This is a genomic window from Pseudomonas cyclaminis (assembly GCF_015163715.1).
Lineage (GTDB): Bacteria > Pseudomonadota > Gammaproteobacteria > Pseudomonadales > Pseudomonadaceae > Aquipseudomonas > Aquipseudomonas cyclaminis.
The window spans coordinates 21,594-37,244 of sequence record NZ_JADDUM010000065.1 but is presented as its reverse complement, the minus strand read 5'-3'; the positions used below and the strand labels follow the sequence as shown (position 1 = coordinate 37,244).

The following is a 15,651-nucleotide window of genomic DNA, read 5'->3' as shown; positions in this document are numbered from 1 at the left end:
CTTAAATACGTGTATGGGCTGGAATCTAGCGAGCAAATCTTTAATGCGCCAGACAATTCTCTCCAGGCGGTCAGACCAGGCCGCTCTGCAGTGCCAGATCCCATGGCGGGACAGGGCTGAAACGGGATTTGAGGTATTCCAGCAGCAAGCGGCTGCGTGCGTTGGCCTGTTGTTCCAGGCGCAGGGCATAGATCCCGGAGGTTTCCGGGCTGGGTAGACCATCTTCGCAAAACAGCGGCAGCAATTCGCCACGCACCAGGTATTCGCTGGCCAGCCAAGTGGGTAGGTGGGCGATACCCAGGCCGGCCAAGGCGCCTGAGAGCAACGCTTCGGCGTTGTTGGCGCTCATGCGGATGCGCTGTGGGCGGTAGGTCGCACGGCGCCCGTCCAGTTCGAAGCGCCACGCGAACATCGGTGCCAGGCCGTCCCAGTCCAGGCCATCATGATCACTCAACTCCCGGGGATGGATCGGTGTGCCACGGCTTTTGAGGTAGGCCGGGCTGGCGCAGGCGATACGCACGATGCTGGCCAGGGGCGTGGCGATCAGACGGGTATCGACGATATGCCCGGCCCGCAGCACCAGATCGACCTTGCCAAGATGCGCGCCCTGCATATCCACAAAACTATCGATCAGATGCAGGTGCACATCCAGGCCGGGGTACACCTTCAGGAAATCCGCAATCACTGGCGCCAGGTGCCGTCGACCAAACGCTGCGGGCGCATCCACGCGGATCAAACCCTCCGGCGCGTGGCTCAGGGACACCGCTTCAGCCCGGGCCAGTTGCAACTCGCTGACAATCCGCCGCGCCCGTTCTGCAAACGCCAGACCCGCCGGCGTCGGTACTACCGCGTGGGTACTGCGCTGGAACAAGCGGCTGCCCACGGAGCTTTCCAGGCTGTCGATGCGCCGCGCCACCGCTGAGGGCGTCAGCGGGTGACGGCGTGCGGCGGCGGAAAAGCTGCCGGTTTCCAGTACATCGAGAAACAGACTCAACTGGTCGGTAAGGGTATTGGGGTTCATGGCTCATTGCTTATGCAAGATTGGCACAGCCATTGTGCGTTGCTGTGCGTTTCCGCGCCAGGGCCGACTGCGTAGCATGCAAGGCCTTGGAATGTGGAGTAACGAGCGGTGTGGGATTTAGCGATGTACCTGGTATTGGGCGCGGCCCTGGGCACGGTAGGCGGGCTGTTTGGCATCGGCGGCGGGCTGATTGCGATCCCGGTGCTCGGCGTATTGTTTGGCCTGGATCAGCAGATCGCCCAGGGCACCGCGCTGGTGATGGTGGTGCCAAATGTGATGCTCGCCCTGTGGCGTTATCACCAGCGCAACCGGATTGAACTGCGTCACGCGCTGCCGCTGGGCATCATGGGTTTCAGCTTTGCCTGGCTGGGCTCGATCTGGGCAGTGGGCCTGGATGCGGGGGCGATGCGGATTGGCTTTATTGCTTTTCTGGTGGCGTTGTCGGCCTACAACCTGTTGCGCATGTTCACCCGCAACGCACCGCCGACCGCGCAGATGCGTTACTCCTGGCCCTGGCTGGGCGTGCTGGGCGCCGCGTCCGGCGCCATGGGCGGCTTATTTGGTGTAGGTGGGGCCGTGGTGGCCACGCCGGTACTGACCAGTGTGTTCGGCACCACCCAAGTGGTCGCCCAAGGCTTGTCCCTGGCCTTGGCCCTGCCCAGCACCGGCGTGACCCTGGTCACCTACGCCTGGCACCACGAAGTGGATTGGATGATCGGCATACCCCTGGCGGTCGGTGGCCTGCTCAGTATCAGTTGGGGCGTGAAAGTTGCTCACGCATTGCCCGAGCGTCTGTTGCGTGGCCTGTTCTGCGGCTTCCTGGTGGTGTGCGCGGTGATGCTGACATTTAAAGTCTGAAGCCTTCCAGAATGTACTCGGCCAGGCATTCGGTGATCGGCGAGGTGATGTGCGGGTTGCGCAGCAAGTGCAGATTCATCGACGGCAGCGGTGGGAACCCCTCGTCGCTGCCGAGCACACGCAAGTCGTCAGTCACCAGGCTTTCCATGCAGATCATCGCGGCGAGGCCGGCACTCACCACCGCCTGGATCGCCGCGACGTTGGTGCTGTGGTACGCCAGGCGATAGTCCCGGCCGGAGGCATCCAGTGCGGCACGGGTCCACTGCGTATACAGGCAGTCGTCGCCGGAAACCGCCAGGGGCACGGCATCGTGTTCCTCCACGCAGAAGCACGGCGCTGCGGCCCAGACCATTCGCTCAGTGCGCAACAGTTCGCCGATTTCTTTGCCGGGCTCGCGGCTGATCACGGTCAGTGCCAGGTCCCGCCGCTGCATCAGCACCGTTGACGACTCGCAATGCAACTCGATCTGAATCAGCGGGTACGCCTTGGAAAATTGCTTGAGGATCCCCGGCAGGAAGCGCATCACGTAGTCGTCCGGCGTGCCGATCCGCACCAGCCCCACCATATGCGGCTCGCGCAGGGTGTTGAACACCTCGCTGTGCAGTTTCAGGATGCGCCGCGCATAACCCAGCAGCACCTGGCCCTCAGGTGTCAGTCGGACCTGCCGGCCATCGCGCTCGAACAGCTTGCGCTGCAACACGTCTTCTTCCAGACGCTTCATCTGCATGCTCACCGCCGACTGGGTGCGGTTGATCAGTTCGCCGGCACGGGTGAAACCGCCTTGGTCAGCGATGGCGACGAAGGTGCGCAGCACTTCAGTGTCGATGCTTGGGTAGTCGGACAATCGATCAATCTCCGAGATGTATTGCATAAGAAACATTCGTTGGATTGATCATAGTGCCCCGCACACACTGACGTCATCCCCAAGGGAGGGCGAGAAGATGAAAGGTCAGAAAGGTTATGTGTTGATGGTGAAGCGGCCTTTTGCCGGTTTGTTTCAAAGGGTTGCCCGCTGGCAGACATTGCGCCACGAACGCCAGATGCTGGCGAGCATGAGCGATGATGCGCTCAAGGACATCGGCCTCAGCCGCGCCGATGTGGAGCAGGAAACCCATCGGCATTTCTGGGAAGACCCGCTGCGAAAATGACCCGGGATGCAGTAGGGTAGGTCGCGAGCCCTCAAGGAGATTTCCATGCTCGCCGACCTGTCCTTTTCACTCAAGCAAGCTCGACGCATGGCGCTGGCGGCCCAGGGTTTTTCCGGGCGCCAGCCGCCTGCGCAGATCAAGGCCGCGCACCTCAACCGATTGATCGAACGCCTGGGCGTGTTGCAGATTGATTCGGTCAACGCCGTGGTGCGTTCCCATTACCTGCCGCTGTTTTCCCGTCTGGGTCACTATTCCCCTTTACTGCTTGAGGAGGCTGCCTGGAGCCGGGGTCGGCGGCGTTCGCTGTTCGAATACTGGGGGCATGAAGCCTCGCTATTGCCCATGGCGTTATACCCGTTGATGCGGTGGCGCATGGCGCGGGCGCGGCAGGGCCAGGGTATTTATGCGCAGATGGCGCGTTTTGGGCGCGAGCAGCAGGCCATCATTCAGCGTGTGCTCAAGACCGTTGAACAACAGGGCGCACTCGGCGCCGGCAGCCTGTCCACCCGTGAAGAGCGCGCCGGCCCCTGGTGGGACTGGAGCAATGAAAAGCACGCGCTGGAATGGTTGTTCGCTGCCGGGCTGGTCACCGTTGCCGGTCGACGCGGTTTCGAGCGCCTCTACGACTTGCCCGAGCGCGTCATGCCCGATGACATTCTTCAGCAAACCCCGTTGGCGGAAGCCGAGGCCCAGCGTGGGTTGTTGCTGCACAGTGCCACTGCCCTGGGGGTCAGCACTGAAAAAGATTTGCGTGATTACTTTCGCCTCGACCCTGCCGACAGTCGCGCCCGTCTGGCTGAGTTGGTGGAGAACGGCCAATTGCTGACCTGCCGGGTTCAGGGCTGGAAGCAGTCGGCATACTGCCTGCCGGAGCCAAAAGTGCCGCGCAAAGTAGCGGCCAGCGCCTTGCTGTCGCCCTTTGACTCGTTGATCTGGGAGCGCGCCCGCACTGAGCGCCTGTTCGATTTCCGTTACCGCCTGGAGATCTACACCCCGCAAGACAAACGGGTGTATGGCTATTACGTACTGCCGTTTTTGCACAACGAGCGGATCGCCGCACGCGTCGACCTGCGGGCCGAACGCGCCAATGGGCGTTTGGCGGTGCATGCGGTGCACGAGGAAGAGCCGGGGCTGGATGAGGAAGGGATGCTGGCGCTGGCGCAGCACCTGTGGCAAATGGCGCAATGGCTGGGGCTTGGGCAGGTGCAGATCAATTGCCAACGGCCAAGTGCCGCTCGGCTGCGGCTTGCTGGGCTCTAGGGCCCCATCGGGGGCAAGCCCCCTCCCACAATTTGACTGCGTTCACCGCTCCAAATGTGGGAGGGGGCTTGCCCCCGATAGCGTCCGCCCAGACCACCCAGGTCTCAGCGCTTGACCTGTTTCAAGGTCTCGGCAATCAAAAACGCCAACTCCAGCGACTGATCGGCATTCATCCGTGGGTCGCAATGGGTGTGATAGCGGTCCGACAAGCCATCCTCGGTAATCGGCCGCGCGCCGCCGATGCACTCGGTGACGTTCTGCCCCGTCATCTCGATATGAATTCCGCCGGCATAGCTGCCCTCGGCCTGGTGCACCTGGAAGAACTCTTTCACTTCGCCGAGGATCTGCGCAAAGTCGCGGGTCTTGTAGCCGCTGCTGGCCTTGATGGTGTTGCCATGCATCGGGTCCGAGCTCCACAGCACCTGCTTGCCTTCGCGCTGTACGGCGCGGATCAGGTTGGGCAGGTGGTCGCCGACCTTGCCCGCGCCCATGCGGGCGATCAGGTTCAAGCGGCCTGGATCGTTGTCCGGGTTGAGGATGTCGATCAGACGGATCAGGTCGTCGGGGTTCATGCTCGGGCCGACCTTGACCCCGATCGGGTTGTTTACGCCGCGCAGGAATTCGACGTGGGCGCCATCCAACTGACGGGTGCGGTCGCCGATCCACAGCATATGGGCCGAACAGTCGTAGTAGTCGTTGGTCAGGCTGTCACGGCGTACGAAGGCTTGTTCGTAGTTCAGCAGCAGCGCCTCGTGGGCGGTGAAGAAGCTGGTTTCGCGCAGTTGCGGCGAGCTGTCCATACCGCAGGCACGCATGAAGGCCAGGGTTTCGTCGATGCGGTCCGCCAGTTGGCTGTACTTCTCGGCCAGAGCGGAGTTGGCGATGAAGTCCAGGTTCCACTGATGCACCTGGTGCAGGTCGGCGAAACCACCCTGGGCGAAGGCGCGCAGCAGGTTGAGGGTGGCGGTGGACTGGTGGTACGACTGCAACAGGCGGTCCGGGTCCGGTACGCGGCTTTTTTCGTCAAAGCCGATGCCGTTGACGATATCGCCACGGTAGGCGGGCAGGGTGATGCCGTCGATGGTCTCGTCGTTGGATGAGCGCGGCTTGGCGAACTGGCCGGCCATGCGCCCGACTTTCACCACCGGGCAGCCGGCGGCGAAGGTCATCACAATCGCCATCTGCAACAACACCTTGAAGGTGTCGCGGATTTTTGCAGCGGAAAACTCAACGAAGCTTTCGGCGCAGTCACCGCCTTGCAGCAGGAAGGCGCGACCCTGAGTCACTTCGGCAAACTGGCGGCGCAACTCACGGGCTTCCCCGGCAAACACCAGCGGCGGGTAGCTGGCCAGGCTCTGCTCCACCCGCAACAGGTGTGCAGCGTCCGGGTACTGGGGTTGTTGCTGGATCGGCAGGGCGCGCCAGCTGTCGGGGCTCCAGGGTTGGCTCATCATGAACTCGATTGGCTGATTGACGGTGGGGCGCCAATGTTATCAGCAATTAGTGCGTGACCTGCTGCTGCCGGTTGGCCGACAATCGCGCCTTTGGCGTAGAGCAAACCCGTTAGGAGTAGTGATGACAGAGGAGCGTGTCGAGCGCCTGCTGGCCGAGGTCCATGATGACTTCGGCATGATCCGTGTGCTCGAAGTGGCCGATTACCGGTTTCTCGAATTCGGCGACGCCATCGAGCAGAGCTGCGTGTTCACCGCCGATCCGAGCTGGCTGGAGTACGACTACACCCGTGCGATGCTGATCGGCGCGTTGTGCCATGAACAGCCGGAAAGCGCGTTGTTCCTCGGTCTCGGCGCTGGCACGTTGACCCAGGCGTGCCTGAAGTTCTTGCCCCTGGAAGACGTCGAAGCCATCGAGCTGCGCCCGGATGTGCCACGTCTGGCCATCGAGTACTTGGGGTTGGACGATGATCCGCGCCTGTATATCCGCATCGGCGACGCCCTGGAATTGCTGGAGACTGCCGAATCGGCCGACCTGATTTTCGTCGACCTTTATACCGATGTGGGCCCAGGCGTCGGCCACCTGGCCTGGACCTTCCTGGAAAACTGCCAGAAAAAGCTCAACCCCGGTGGTTGGCTGGTGATCAACCAGTGGGCGACTGACGACGGTAAGCCACTGGGCGCGGCTTTGTTGCGTGGGCTGTATCACCGGCATTACTGGGAGCTGCCGGTGAAGGAGGGCAATGTGATTTTGCTGGTGCCTTCGGAGTTGGATCAGGTCCTGGATCTCGATGCGCTGTCGGCACGCGCGCAAGCCCTTGCCCCCCGACTGGGCTATTCGTTGCAGCCGTTGATCAAGGCGATTCGGCCGGCTACTTAGTCGCCTGTATCGACGCCATCGGGGGCAAGCCCGCTCCCACATTGGACTGCATTCCCCTGTGGGAGGGGGCTTGCCCCCGATGGCGCCGGTATTGCCCACTCAAATGCCTTTGAACACCCCAGGCCGCTTCTCGATCATCGCCCGTACACCTTCCTTGGCGTCTGCACTGTTGAACAGCTTGTCGACCATTGGCGGCAATGCGGCGGCGGCCACCGTCTCACCCTCCATGCGCGCCAGCCGTGCCGACATCAGGGTAGCCTGCACGCCCAGTGGCGCCTGGCGGGCAATGCGGTTGGCCAGTTCAATGGCGCGGGGCAGCAAGTCTTCGCTGGCCATCACTTCCTGCACCAGACCCAGGCGCAGGGCTTCATGGGCGTCGAACTCATCGCCAGTGAGCAGCCAGCGCATGGCGTTGCCCCATCCGGCGATCTGATGGAGGCGCAATGTCGCACCGCCAAACGGAAAGATCCCACGCTGTACTTCCATCTGCGCAAAGCGCGTGTTGCTCGCACAGAGGTTGATATCCGCCGCCAGCATCAATTCGATACCGATGGTCAGGCAGTAGCCTTGGGCGGCGACGATCACCGGTTTGCTTACCCGCGGACCGGCGAACACGCCCCACGGATCGCAGCCCCCCAGCGGCGGTTGCCAGCCGCCGGCCATCACCGCGCTGACATTGGCCAGGTCCAGCCCGGCGGTGAAGTGGTCGCCGTGGGCAAAGACGACAGCGACCCGTGCTGCGTCGTTTCGATCAAATTCGCCATACGCCAGGCTCAGCTCGTTAAGCAAATTCAGGTCAAAGGCATTGCGCTTGGCCACCCGGTCCAGGCCCAACAGCAGGACATGGCCCTGGAGTTCACGGCTGACGCGGCTGCTGCTGGCTTGATTCATCGGGTGTGCCCTCGGGCGCAGGGAAGGATTTCGGACCAAAGGTCTCGAACATGGGGTGAATCGTTTAAGCGTTATCACCAACAGGGCCGGGCCTTTGAAAAATAGACCCTGGCCGGCTTATCTGCAAAGACTGTGACGCAGCGCGGTTTATCGGTGCTTTGCGATAAAAAAAGCTCCCTTTTTCAGGTATTTCCGGTATAGTGCGCGCCGGCCTTTAACCGGGCCGCGTTTAGGTAGCGCAATTCCCCGAAGTCAGCTTCGGCTGCATGTCCGCACAGCGGACTCTCCCTTGACGAATCTTTTTCATTCATTCGTTTTCGCAAATCCCCGCCGACAAAGCAGCCAGGGCGACTCTTGAGTCTCAACACGGCATGCGCAGCTTTGGAGCATGGGTCTTTGCGGATGCACTTAGAGGCAGACCCATGACCCAGGAAACCGGCGGCTTCGCCGCTTTTAATCTTAACCCGAACATTCTTGCTGCCGTCATTGCGACCGGCTACGAAGAACCTTCGGCGATTCAGCAGCAATCGATCCCGATCATCATGGCCGGCCAGGACATGATTGGCCAGGCGCAAACCGGTACCGGTAAAACCGCCGCGTTCGCCCTGCCTATCCTGCACTGCATCGATCCTGCCAAGCGCGAGCCGCAAGCCCTGATCCTGGCGCCAACCCGAGAGTTGGCGCTGCAAGTAGCAACCGCTTTTGAAACCTACGCCAAGCAAATGCCAGGCGTTACCGTTGTTGCCGTTTACGGCGGCGCGCCGATGGGCCCGCAACTGAAAGCCATCCGTAATGGCGCTCAGATCGTTGTGGCGACCCCAGGCCGCCTGTGCGACCACCTGCGTCGCGACGAAAAAGTACTGTCGACCGTGAACCACCTGGTTCTCGACGAAGCTGACGAAATGTTGAAGCTGGGCTTCATGGATGACCTGGAAGTCATCTTCAAGGCGCTGCCACCGACCCGTCAGACCGTACTGTTCTCGGCCACTCTGCCACAGTCGATCCGTGCCATTGCCGAACGCCACCTGCGCGATCCGCAACACGTGAAGATTCAGACCAAGACTCAGACCGTTACCGCGATCGAACAGGCTCACCTGTTGGTTCACGCTGACCAGAAGACCTCGGCTGTATTGAGCCTGCTGGAAGTCGAAGACTTCGACGCCCTGATCATGTTCGTGCGCACCAAGCAAGCGACCCTGGACCTGGCCAGTGCCCTGGAAGCCAAAGGCTACAAAGCCGCTGCGCTGAACGGTGACATCGCCCAGAACCAACGTGAGCGCGTGATCGACTCCCTCAAGGATGGCCGTCTGGACATCGTTGTAGCGACCGATGTAGCCGCTCGTGGTCTCGACGTTCCACGTATCACCCACGTGTTCAACGTTGACATGCCTTACGATCCAGAGTCCTACGTTCACCGTATCGGCCGTACCGGCCGTGCGGGTCGCGAAGGTCGCGCACTGTTGCTGGTGACTCCACGTGAGCGCCGCATGCTGCAAGTGATCGAGCGTGTAACCGGTCAGAAAGTTGCCGAAGTCCGCCTGCCGGATGCCCAGGCTGTTCTCGATGCCCGCATCAAGAAACTGACCAACAGCCTGTCGCCACTGGTGGCTGACGCTGAATCGACCCACGGCGACCTGCTGGACCGCCTGACCGCCGATATCGGCTGCACCCCACGTGCCCTGGCTGCAGCCCTGCTGCGCAAGGCAACCAATGGTCAGGCCCTGACCCTGGCGGCCATCGAGAAAGAGCGCCCGCTGGTACCGAACAACGCGCCACGCGGTGATCGTCCAGAGCGTACTGGCGACCGTCCAGATCGTGGTGATCGTGAGCGTCGTGCTCCGGTTCCATTGGCTGAAGGTCGTGCTCGTTGCCGTACCGCGCTGGGTGCGCGTGACGGTATCGCTGCCAAGAACCTGCTGGGCGCTATCCTCAACGAGGGTGGCCTGGCACGTGAAGCCATTGGTCGCATCCAGGTCCGTGACAGCTTCTCCCTGGTGGAGCTGCCGGAAGACGGTCTGGAAAAGCTGCTGACCAAGCTGAAAGACACTCGCGTTGCCGGTAAGCAGTTGAAGCTGCGTCGCTACCGCGAAGATTGATCCGCCCTTGGGCTGATTGATCGCACATAAAAAATCCCCGACTGGTTCGGGGATTTTTTATGCCCGGCGTTGGGTGCGTACGCAAGTGCTACCCGCTTGGTGGGGTAGTGCTTCATAGGGTGGAGGGTGGTTAGGTGTTTTCTGAAATATAGGTTTTCGTTGTCAGCTAATGATCAAGTCAGGCTTAAGAAAAGTCCGGGTGTATGGGTGACTTGTCTGGCAGCCCGCTTGTAAATAAGTCATTAATTTCGAGTGATTGAACTCACTGGAAAGAGGCTGTAGTTGTTATGCGCGTTGATAACTCACACCGTCCCCCATCAAAAATACCTGAGCCCATTATTCATTCTCCCGTGCAACCATCCGTTAATACGGCTGGTGAGCCACGCAATGATCAGCACCAACAACATACAAATAGCTTTCGGTCGTCAGGGGGCTCTAGTGTGTTGACTGATGCTGCGAGGCGTGTAAAAAAAGAAGTTTCCTCGCAAGCGGTTTCGCCCACGGTCACAGTCCATAATTCAAAGCTTGATACAGTGAGCGATCCAAAACTCGAAATCAAGAAGCAAGCCACAGCCCCCAATGGGCTATATAAGGTGAATTACTCAGTGCCCTCGCCGCACCCTGGGTTGAGCAATATCACGTTCCCAATGAGTATTGACGAAGGCCTCCAAAGAAAGACACACAAGGATCCGGGTATTTATCACGCGATGCAATTTGTCGTTAATGACAGCGGTGGCAAGCGTCTCGGTGGCGGCTATATAGGGATGCAGCCACGTGGAGATGGCAAGGCGCTGGTTACATTTTCCGGATACGGTCCGCATTTCAAAGCGCCGCAAGGTCGCGCCGAGTTTGATGGGGGGAAGGGCGCCAGCAATAGCACATTGGTCGATTTTAAGTTTGGGAATAAATATAACCTGACGGTGGAGCGGGACCCTCAAAACCCCCAGCGGTTGAGCGCTTATATTCAGGATGTCACGGATCCCGATAACTTGGGCTCCAAGCAGCACGTTCAAGATCTTGATGTCGACAGAAAAGTTGCACTGGCTGGCAGAGACGTTGGGTTTGTTGAGCAGTATGGCGCGAAAATAAACCGAAGTTCGCAGATTGCTCCAGCGGGCGGCAGTTTTTCAGCACCCTTTACTACAGACGAAAAGGGCAATGTTAAAACGGGCGTCATTAACAGTGATGGTTTTTACGGCAGGTATAAGAACTCGATGGTGGGTAACGAGCAGATTACCAAAGAGTCCGGTGCAGGAAAGGAAATCCACTTCTCCTTTCAAGGCGTGGGCTCTGAAAAGAAAGCCTAGCCTGTGTACTTGATATTGCAGGGCTATCGGCCCTGTCAACCGAATCGGTAGATATCCATGCCCAGCGCGCCCAGGGTGAAGCCCTGGTGCGCCACGCTGAAATCGCCACCGGCACCTCGCGCAAAATACAGCGGCAACAGGTGTTCATCACTGGGATGGTTGCGCACGGCATTCGGTGCCTGACGACGATAATCGTGCAATGCGGTTTCATCGTTGGCCGCCAGCTTGTCGACGACCCAATCGCGAAACGCCAGCGCCCATGGCGTGATGGTCTCGGGTCCGGCGTGCCAGTCAAGCTCACCGAGGTTATGGGTGATGCTGCCCGAACCGATCAGCAATACGCCTTGCTCGCGCAGGCTAGCCAAGGCATGCCCGACGCGGGTCTGCAGGGCCGGGCCCATGTGACTGGGCAGGGACACCTGCACCACCGGGATATCTGCCGCCGGGTACATCAGCGACAGCGGCACCCAGGTGCCATGGTCGAAGGGGCGACGGTCGTCAATGCGCGCATTCAGGCCATCGGCGTGTAACAGTTGGACAATCTCGCGGGCCAGTTGTGGGTCGCCCGGCGCCGGGTATTGCACGGCAAACAGTTCACGGGGGAAGCCGCCGAAGTCGTGCCAGGTTTCCGGTGCGGCGCTGCCGCTGACGAGCAACTCCTGGCTTTCCCAATGCGCCGACACCACCACGATTGCCTTCGGGCGGGGCAGCTCGGCCGCCAGGCGTTGCAGCGCCGGGCCGCTGGCGCCGGGTTGCAGGGCGAGCATGGGCGAACCGTGGGAGATAAACAGGCTAGGGAGCATAAGTGGGGTCCTGAGCGTTAACATGGGCCCATCTTCAATCAGATCATTGATCTAAATCTAATATAAGTTTTAGTGCCTTTTGATCGAGATTTCTGGGGGATCCATGGAACCTAAGTTTTGGCAGGAGCGCTGGGCGCGCAATCAGATCGGCTTCCATCTGCCCGAGGTCAACCCTTACCTGCAACGGCATTGGCTTTCGTTGGGGCTTGCTGAGGGGGCCAAAGTGCTGGTGCCGCTGTGTGGCAAAAGCCTGGACCTGATGTGGCTGGCCAGCCACGGTTATCGTGTGCTCGGCGTTGAATTGTCGGACCAGGCGGTTGAAGCCTTCTTCGCCGAGCAGAACCTGACGCCGCGAATCACTCGGCACGGCGTGTTCAAGGTGTACCAGGCTGATTTGATCGAAGTGTGGTGCGGCGATTTCTTCGCCATGGACGCTGAGGCACTGGCTGATTGCACCGCGCTTTACGACCGCGCCGCACTGATCGCCTTGCCACCGCTGATGCGCGCGCAGTACGCCGAGCATCTGAACGCCTTTCTGCGGCCAGGCTGCCAAGGGTTGCTCATCACCCTCGACTACGACCAGACGCAAAAGGCTGGCCCGCCGTTTGCGGTGACGGATGACGAGGTGAAGGTGCTGCTGGGCACGCACTGGAGCCTGCAGGTGATCGAGGAGCAAGACGTCCTGGGTGAGAGCTGGAAGTTCGTGCAGGACGGCGTCACGGGCTTGGACGAGCGCGTCTACAAAATGGCGCGGGTATAAAGGGGCGCCCACAAAAAAGGGGCGATCCGATCACCCCTTTTTGCTTTGCCGTGTTATCAGCCCCGGCGACGTAGCGCGTCAATACGCTCTTCCAGCGGTGGGTGGCTCATGAACATGCGTGCCAGGCCCTGTTTGACACCGCCGTTGATGCCAAAGGCGGTCAGGCTGTCAGGCATGTGCACCGGCAGGCCCTGCTCGGAGCGCAGGCGTTGCAGCGCACTGATCATTGCGCTGGTGCCCGCCAGGCGTGCGCCGGCTTCGTCTGCCCGGAACTCGCGTTTGCGCGAGAACCACATCACGATCGCACTGGCCAGGAAGCCCAGTACCACTTCGGCGAAGATGGTCGCCACGAAGTAGGCGATACCGCGACCGCCTTCGTTCTTGAAGATCACCTTGTCGACAAAATTACCGATGATCCGCGCAAAGAACATCACGAAGGTGTTCACCACGCCCTGCACCAGTGCCAGGGTGATCATGTCGCCGTTGGCAACGTGACCAATCTCGTGCGCGAGGACTGCCTTCACTTCATCGGGCGAGAAACGTTCGAGCAAGCCCTGGCTGACGGCCACGAGCGCGTCGTTCTTGTTCCAGCCCGTCGCAAAGGCGTTGGCCTCATAAGCAGGGAAAATCCCCACTTCGGGCATTTTGATACCTGCCTCTTGGGACAACTGCTCCACGGTTTGCATCAGCCATTGTTCATGGCGGGTGCGTGGTTGGGTGATGACTTGGGTGCTGGTGCTCATCTTCGCCATCCACTTGGAGATGAACAGCGAGAACAGTGAGCCGGCAAAACCAAAGACCGCACAGAAAATCAGCAGCTGATTGAGGTTCAGATCAACCCCGTTGGCCGCCATGAACCCGTTGAAGCCGAAAAGGCTCAGGGTGATGCTGGCAATCAGCACGACCGCCAGGTTGGTGGCCAAGAACAGCAGGATGCGCATCATGGTTGTAGAGTTCTCCTCATGCTTAATATGTCGCGTACTGCGGGGTATATAAGGTGCGGCATGGGGTGATTCAACCGAGCGACTATTTCAAACTGTGTCCTACAGCTCGAATGTAGAGTCTTGAAGGGATTTTCCGATCGGGAATGCTACCCGTTATAAGTCGTTCATTGTCTTGTGGCCCAACAATTATAGGGGGCTTGGGGCTATAGAGTGGCAAAGGCGGTGTGAGGGGAGGGGGAAGACAGAGAAGTGTTGCCAGATAATCGCTGTACGACCGAATGCCGGTCGTACAGCGCCATATCCACTACTGGCGATAGGACTTGAGGAAATTGCCTATACGTCCAATCGCCATATCCAGGTCATCCACGCGCGGCAAGGTCACCACGCGGAAGTGATCCGGCCACGGCCAGTTGAACGCGGTGCCCTGCACCACCAGTAGTTTTTCCGACAGCAGCAAGTCGAGCACGAACTTCTCGTCGTTGAGGATCGGGCACACCTTCGGGTCGATCCGTGGGAACGCGTACAGCGCACCCATGGGTTTCACGCAGCTCACGCCCGGAATCGCGTTGAGCAGTTCCCACGTGCGGTTGCGCTGCTCCAGCAGGCGGCCCTGGGGCAGTACCAGGTCATTGATGCTCTGGTAGCCGCCCAGTGCGGTCTGGATCGCGTGTTGGCTTGGCACGTTGGCACACAGGCGCATGTTGGCCAGCATGTCGATACCTTCGATGTAGCTCTGGGCGTTGTGCTTGGGACCGGAGATGGCGATCCAGCCGGAGCGGAAGCCCGCCACGCGGTAGGACTTGGACAGGCCGTTGAAGGTCAGGCACAGCAGGTCCGGCGCCAGGGAGCCAGTGCAGATATGGACCGCGTCGTCGTAGAGAATCTTGTCGTAGATCTCGTCGGAGAACACCACCAGGTTGTGCTGGCGGGCCAGTTCGAGCATGCCCAGCAGCACTTCCCTGGAATACACGGCGCCGGTCGGGTTGTTCGGGTTGATGATCACCAGGGCCTTGGTGTTCGGTGTGATCTTGGCCTTGATGTCGGCCAGGTCCGGGAACCAATCGGCGCCCTCGTCGCACAGGTAGTGCACCGGGTGGCCACCGGCCAGGGTCACGGCAGCGGTCCACAGTGGATAGTCCGGTGCCGGTACCAGCACTTCGTCGCCGTTGTTCAGCAGGGCCTGCATGGACATCACGATCAGCTCGGACACGCCGTTGCCCAGGTAGATGTCTTCAATGCCGACACCTTCCACCTGCTTTTGCTGGTAGTACTGCATCACCGCCTTGCGTGCGCTGAACAGGCCTTTGGAGTCGCTGTAGCCCTGTGCGGTAGGCAGGTTGCGGATCACGTCCTGGAGGATTTCGTCCGGCGCTTCGAAACCAAAGGGCGCCGGGTTGCCAATGTTCAGCTTGAGGATGCGATGGCCTTCCTCTTCCAGGCGTTTGGCGTGCTTGAGCACTGGGCCGCGAATGTCATAGCAGACGTTGGCGAGCTTGTTCGATTTGCTGACCTGCATGGCGATGTGATCCTGAAAATGAACGATCCAGACGGTGTGGACACTACCGTACTGTGAAACCTGCGGGGCCCGCACCCATAAATACGTTTGAATGCCGATAGCGCGGGTGCCAGACTGGTGTTTTGAAGAGGCGCAATCATACGTGCCGCCTGATCCATGGAAAAGACACAGATCAGGCTTTTTCAGTTGCCGAGGTGTACCGATGGATAAGTTGCAGAAAACCGTTGAAGAGTGGAAGGCCATGCTCGATCCCGAGCAGTACAACGTGTGCCGGCTCAAAGGTACCGAGCGCCCGTTCAGCGGCAAGTACAACGGCACCAAGACCGATGGCGTTTACCACTGCATCTGCTGCAATGAGCCGCTGTTCGATTCCACCACCAAATTTGATTCCGGCTGCGGCTGGCCGAGCTTTTACGCGCCGATTGCCGACAGCGCGATGATCGAGATCCGTGACGTCAGCCACGGCATGATCCGCACCGAAGTCACCTGCGCCAAGTGTGATGCGCACCTGGGCCATGTGTTCCCGGATGGTCCGCCGCCGACCGGTCTGCGTTATTGCATCAACTCGGTGTGCCTGGACCTGGTCCCGCGCTGAGTCTTCGTGGTGAGGGAGCCTGCTCCCTCATTCCGTGCGCCCATAAGGCACCATCATTCTGATCAATTCAATTGCACGCAATTGAATCGCCTACTATCTTTCTCCTTCTTCCCCGTTTTCT

Annotated in this window: 15 protein-coding genes; 8 read left to right on the top strand and 7 right to left on the bottom strand. The window is 60.1% G+C overall.

Annotated elements, in window-relative coordinates; translation table 11 throughout:
* Positions 1 to 70 precede the first annotated feature (70 nt).
* Positions 71 to 1,021: a LysR family transcriptional regulator gene (locus tag IQK56_RS10230; protein ID WP_150676785.1), complete on the bottom strand. Its 951-nt coding sequence runs from the start codon at positions 1,019 to 1,021 to the stop codon at positions 71 to 73.
* A gap of 108 nt (positions 1,022 to 1,129) precedes the next feature.
* Between IQK56_RS10230 and IQK56_RS10225 the strand changes: the two genes are divergently transcribed.
* Positions 1,130 to 1,879, top strand: coding sequence for a TSUP family transporter (locus tag IQK56_RS10225; RefSeq protein WP_122307791.1), 750 nt, complete (start codon positions 1,130 to 1,132; stop codon positions 1,877 to 1,879).
* Here the strand turns inward: IQK56_RS10225 and IQK56_RS10220 are convergent.
* A complete protein-coding gene (locus tag IQK56_RS10220) occupies positions 1,869 to 2,750 on the bottom strand; it encodes a LysR substrate-binding domain-containing protein (protein WP_122307792.1) in 882 nt (293 codons plus the stop codon). The two genes, IQK56_RS10225 and IQK56_RS10220, sit on opposite strands and share 11 nt — an antisense overlap.
* Positions 2,751 to 2,820: 70 nt before the next feature.
* On the opposite strand from IQK56_RS10220, the gene IQK56_RS10215 reads away from it, so the two are divergent.
* Positions 2,821 to 3,027, top strand: a complete 207-nt coding sequence (locus IQK56_RS10215; protein WP_246500190.1) for a DUF1127 domain-containing protein — start codon at positions 2,821 to 2,823, stop codon at positions 3,025 to 3,027.
* A gap of 45 nt (positions 3,028 to 3,072) precedes the next feature.
* Positions 3,073 to 4,287, top strand: a complete 1,215-nt coding sequence (locus IQK56_RS10210) for a winged helix-turn-helix domain-containing protein (protein ID WP_193863264.1) — start codon at positions 3,073 to 3,075, stop codon at positions 4,285 to 4,287.
* Between the two features lie 104 nt (positions 4,288 to 4,391).
* Here IQK56_RS10210 and IQK56_RS10205 read toward each other — a convergent pair whose 3' ends face one another.
* Positions 4,392 to 5,738, bottom strand: a complete 1,347-nt coding sequence (locus IQK56_RS10205) for a class II 3-deoxy-7-phosphoheptulonate synthase (protein ID WP_122307794.1) — start codon at positions 5,736 to 5,738, stop codon at positions 4,392 to 4,394.
* A gap of 124 nt (positions 5,739 to 5,862) precedes the next feature.
* On the opposite strand from IQK56_RS10205, the gene IQK56_RS10200 reads away from it, so the two are divergent.
* On the top strand, positions 5,863 to 6,618 hold the full coding sequence (locus tag IQK56_RS10200; RefSeq protein WP_122307795.1) for a spermidine synthase: 756 nt from the start codon (positions 5,863 to 5,865) through the stop codon (positions 6,616 to 6,618).
* 99 nt (positions 6,619 to 6,717) lie between these two features.
* Here IQK56_RS10200 and IQK56_RS10195 read toward each other — a convergent pair whose 3' ends face one another.
* Positions 6,718 to 7,509: a crotonase/enoyl-CoA hydratase family protein gene (locus IQK56_RS10195; RefSeq protein ID WP_122307796.1), complete on the bottom strand. Its 792-nt coding sequence runs from the start codon at positions 7,507 to 7,509 to the stop codon at positions 6,718 to 6,720.
* A 422-nt stretch (positions 7,510 to 7,931) separates the two neighbouring features.
* On the opposite strand from IQK56_RS10195, the gene IQK56_RS10190 reads away from it, so the two are divergent.
* Together IQK56_RS10190 and IQK56_RS10185 are read left to right on the top strand one after the other, a co-directional pair.
* Positions 7,932 to 9,605: a DEAD/DEAH box helicase gene (locus IQK56_RS10190; protein ID WP_027606997.1), complete on the top strand. Its 1,674-nt coding sequence runs from the start codon at positions 7,932 to 7,934 to the stop codon at positions 9,603 to 9,605.
* Between the two features lie 440 nt (positions 9,606 to 10,045).
* Positions 10,046 to 10,912 (top strand): hypothetical protein, encoded by an 867-nt coding sequence (locus IQK56_RS10185; RefSeq protein WP_224793992.1) that lies wholly within the window; start codon positions 10,046 to 10,048, stop codon positions 10,910 to 10,912.
* A gap of 35 nt (positions 10,913 to 10,947) precedes the next feature.
* Here IQK56_RS10185 and IQK56_RS10180 read toward each other — a convergent pair whose 3' ends face one another.
* Positions 10,948 to 11,715 carry a DODA-type extradiol aromatic ring-opening family dioxygenase gene (locus tag IQK56_RS10180; RefSeq protein ID WP_193863262.1) on the bottom strand — a complete coding sequence of 256 codons (768 nt, stop codon included), beginning with the start codon at positions 11,713 to 11,715 and terminating at the stop codon, positions 10,948 to 10,950.
* Positions 11,716 to 11,818: 103 nt separating this feature from the next.
* On the opposite strand from IQK56_RS10180, the gene IQK56_RS10175 reads away from it, so the two are divergent.
* A complete protein-coding gene (locus tag IQK56_RS10175; RefSeq protein WP_193863260.1) occupies positions 11,819 to 12,475 on the top strand; it encodes a thiopurine S-methyltransferase in 657 nt (218 codons plus the stop codon).
* Positions 12,476 to 12,531: 56 nt separating this feature from the next.
* Here the strand turns inward: IQK56_RS10175 and htpX are convergent, their stop codons facing one another.
* Complete coding sequence (htpX, locus tag IQK56_RS10170; protein WP_065939969.1) at positions 12,532 to 13,419, bottom strand: protease HtpX; 888 nt, start codon at positions 13,417 to 13,419, stop codon at positions 12,532 to 12,534.
* Between the two features lie 304 nt (positions 13,420 to 13,723).
* Positions 13,724 to 14,935, bottom strand: coding sequence for a pyridoxal phosphate-dependent aminotransferase (locus IQK56_RS10165; RefSeq protein WP_027607001.1), 1,212 nt, complete (start codon positions 14,933 to 14,935; stop codon positions 13,724 to 13,726).
* 202 nt (positions 14,936 to 15,137) lie between these two features.
* Between IQK56_RS10165 and msrB the strand changes: the two genes are divergently transcribed.
* Positions 15,138 to 15,530, top strand: coding sequence for a peptide-methionine (R)-S-oxide reductase MsrB (gene msrB, locus IQK56_RS10160; protein ID WP_056857170.1), 393 nt, complete (start codon positions 15,138 to 15,140; stop codon positions 15,528 to 15,530).
* Positions 15,531 to 15,651: the final 121 nt, after the last annotated feature.